This window comes from Komagataeibacter kakiaceti JCM 25156 (genome assembly GCF_000613305.1).
The window spans coordinates 1-2,601 of the sequence record NZ_BAIO01000338.1; the positions used below are offsets into that span (position 1 = coordinate 1).

Here is a 2,601-nt window from a genome sequence, read left to right on the forward strand (position 1 = left end):
GCTTTCCCGGTGGCCAGCGCCAGCGGGTGGGCGTGGCCCGCGCCCTGACGGTGGAGCCGGACCTTTTGCTCATGGATGAGCCGTTCGGCGCGCTGGACGCGATCACCCGTGGCGCGCTGCAGCTTGAACTGCTGCGGATTCACGAGCGCACGCAGGCAACCGTGCTGTTCGTGACCCATGACCTTGAGGAAGCGCTGACCCTGGCTGACCGGATCATCATTCTCGAAGGTCGCCCGGCGGGGGTGCGTGGGGATTTTCCCGTCGGTCCCCGCCCGCGCGATCATTCCGCGCCACCCATGCGCGCCATGGGGGAGCGGATGAAGATGCTCATCGCGGGGGAAGAAGACCCGGGCGTGGTTGCGGCCTATTGGCAGGCATCCGAGATATGATAAGTCTGCCCCAGGGCCTGACCCGCCACGCGCGGGCCTGAAGGCACGGGAGTAGGAAGGGGAAGGCTGGCTGTCTCTCTTCCCCGGTGGCAAGCAAGGGAATACAGAGCATGACGAATCCCCCCAATCTTGAAGCGCATCTCGAGGCCGGTATCGGCCGCCTTCAGGACGGTCTGGATGGCTTTGCGGGAGAGTCCGGCACCCCGCTATCGGGCCGTATGCGTAACGCCGGCGGGCTGGCGCAGCAGGGGCTGGGCGAAATTTGCGATACCGTGCGTGATTTCACCGCCGACCGCCCGCTATTCGCCCTGCTGGGGGCCTCGTTCGTGGGGTTTGTCATTACGCTGATCACCCGGCGGCGGCGTTAAGGGCAACGGAGCCGGTCCTGTTGCGTTGGACCTGTCATGAGTGATTCGCGGGGAAAGATGCCATGCTGAAACTGGCGCTGTTTTTTTTGATTGTCTCCTTACTGGCCGGTCTGTTCGGTTTCAGCGGCATTTCCGCGGCTTCGGCCGGGATTGCGAAGATACTGTTCTTCATCGCCATCGTGGCGTTCGTGATCGTGGCGCTGATCATCCTGCTTTCAGCCAGATCGCTATTCAATTAGCGGCAGGTCGTGAAAGAACCCCCTGTGGCTCACGCCGCAGGGGGTTTTTTCATGCCTATTTGTTCGTATCCTTCTGGATGAAGGACGGGAGCAGGGGGTTGTCCTTCTGAAGTGAATTCTTTGATGGCAGGCGCGATGCGTCCCATCCCCCCCCCAGCGCCTGCACCAGGCTCACGCTGTCCACCATGCGCTGCTGCTGGATGCCAAGCAGGGTTTCGGCATCGCTCAGGGCGGAATTCTCGTTGGTGATGACGGTTGTATAGATTTCGGTGCCCGCCATGTACTGGTTGAGTGAAACCTCGACCGTGCGGTTGGCGAAATCCAGCGCCTTCTGCTGCTGCTGCGCCTGCTGGGCCAGGATGCGCAGGTTGGAAAGCTGGTCTTCCGTATTCTGCAATGCCGTCAGCACCGTCTGGCGGTAGGTGGCGACCGCGCTGTCATACTGGGCGTTGGCTTCATGCACGGCGGCGGTGCGTGAGCCGCCTTCAAACAGGATTTCGGTGGCGGACGCGCCCAGCGACCAGACACGGTTCATCGCCTGCATGAGCGAGGTCACCGGGTCGCCCCCGCTTTGTGAATAGCTGGCGTTGATGGTGATGTCCGGATAGAACGCGGCCATGTCCGCGCCGATCTGGGCGTTATATTCCTCCATCGTACGTTCCGCCGCCGCAATGTCCGGGCGGCGTTGCAGCAGGTCGGCCGGGACCGTGACCGGAATGGGCGGAATCGTGCGCGACAGTTCCGCCGGCGCCAGCGAGAGATCGGCGGGCGGCTTGCCGATCAGCACGGCGATCGCATGTTCGTACTGCGCGCGGTTGATCCCCGCCTGCACCAGCGAGGCCCGGTTCTGCTCCAGCGTGGTGCGGGCCTGAAGCACGGCGGTCGGGTCCGCCGTCCCGGCGTTGAACTGGTTCTGGGTGATCTCGAGCGCCTGCTCGTTGAAATGGACGTAACGCTGCAACAGGTCGGTCAGGCTGTCCTGGTAGCGCAGGTTGAAATAGGCCGTGGCCAGTTGTGCCTGATAGGACAGGGTGGCGTTGGCCAGATCGGCCGCGCTGGCCTGCGCCGCAGTCACCTGTTGCTGTATCTGGCGGCGGATCCGGCCCCATACGTCAATGTCCCAGCTTGCGCTCGGGCCGATGTCATAGGTGTTGTAGGTGGTGCCCGCCCGGGCGTAATTGCTGCCGGAGGAGGACAGCGACCCCGACCCGTGCCCGTTGCGGTTGAAGCCCATGCTGCCGCTTATGGTGGGGAAAAGCTGGGCGCGCACACTGTCGATCATGGCGCGTGCGTTACGATAGCTGGCTTCGTACTGCTTGATGTTCTGGTTGGAGATCGCGACCTGCGATTCCAGTTCGTTAAGGATGGGATCGTTATAGATGGTCCACCAGTCATGCTTGGGCAGGGCGGCCATCTGCGGGTCCGCCTTTTCCCAGCCGGGTTCGGGGCGCAGTTCCTTGAAACGGGGGGAAACGATCGCGGCAGGACGGTGGTATGTCGGCCCGATCATGCAGCCCGCCAGCGCCATGAGCGGCAGGGCCGCCAGCACGAGGCGGCATGACCTGCGCATGGCGTGGGGCGGGCGGATGCGGGCATGGCTGCGGG

The 2,601-nt window shown here is 63.6% G+C and carries 4 protein-coding genes; 3 read left to right on the forward strand and 1 reads right to left on the reverse strand.

The features are described 5' to 3' along the window. From JCM25156_RS13375 to JCM25156_RS28065, 3 genes are all read left to right on the forward strand, one after another. Positions 1–389, forward strand: a 389-nt coding sequence (locus tag JCM25156_RS13375) for an ATP-binding cassette domain-containing protein (RefSeq protein ID WP_025813476.1), incomplete at its 5' end; no start/stop codon positions are given. A 110-nt stretch (positions 390–499) separates the two neighbouring features. Beyond that, entirely contained in the window at positions 500–757 is a 258-nt protein-coding gene (locus JCM25156_RS13380; RefSeq protein ID WP_025813477.1) for a hypothetical protein, read from the forward strand. A 62-nt stretch (positions 758–819) separates the two neighbouring features. After that, a complete protein-coding gene (locus JCM25156_RS28065; RefSeq protein WP_025813478.1) occupies positions 820–996 on the forward strand; it encodes a DUF1328 domain-containing protein in 177 nt (58 codons plus the stop codon). Positions 997–1,051: 55 nt separating this feature from the next. On the opposite strand, the gene JCM25156_RS13390 is transcribed toward JCM25156_RS28065, so the two are convergent. Further along, complete coding sequence (locus tag JCM25156_RS13390) at positions 1,052–2,566, reverse strand: efflux transporter outer membrane subunit (protein WP_034959824.1); 1,515 nt, start codon at positions 2,564–2,566, stop codon at positions 1,052–1,054. Positions 2,567–2,601: the final 35 nt, after the last annotated feature.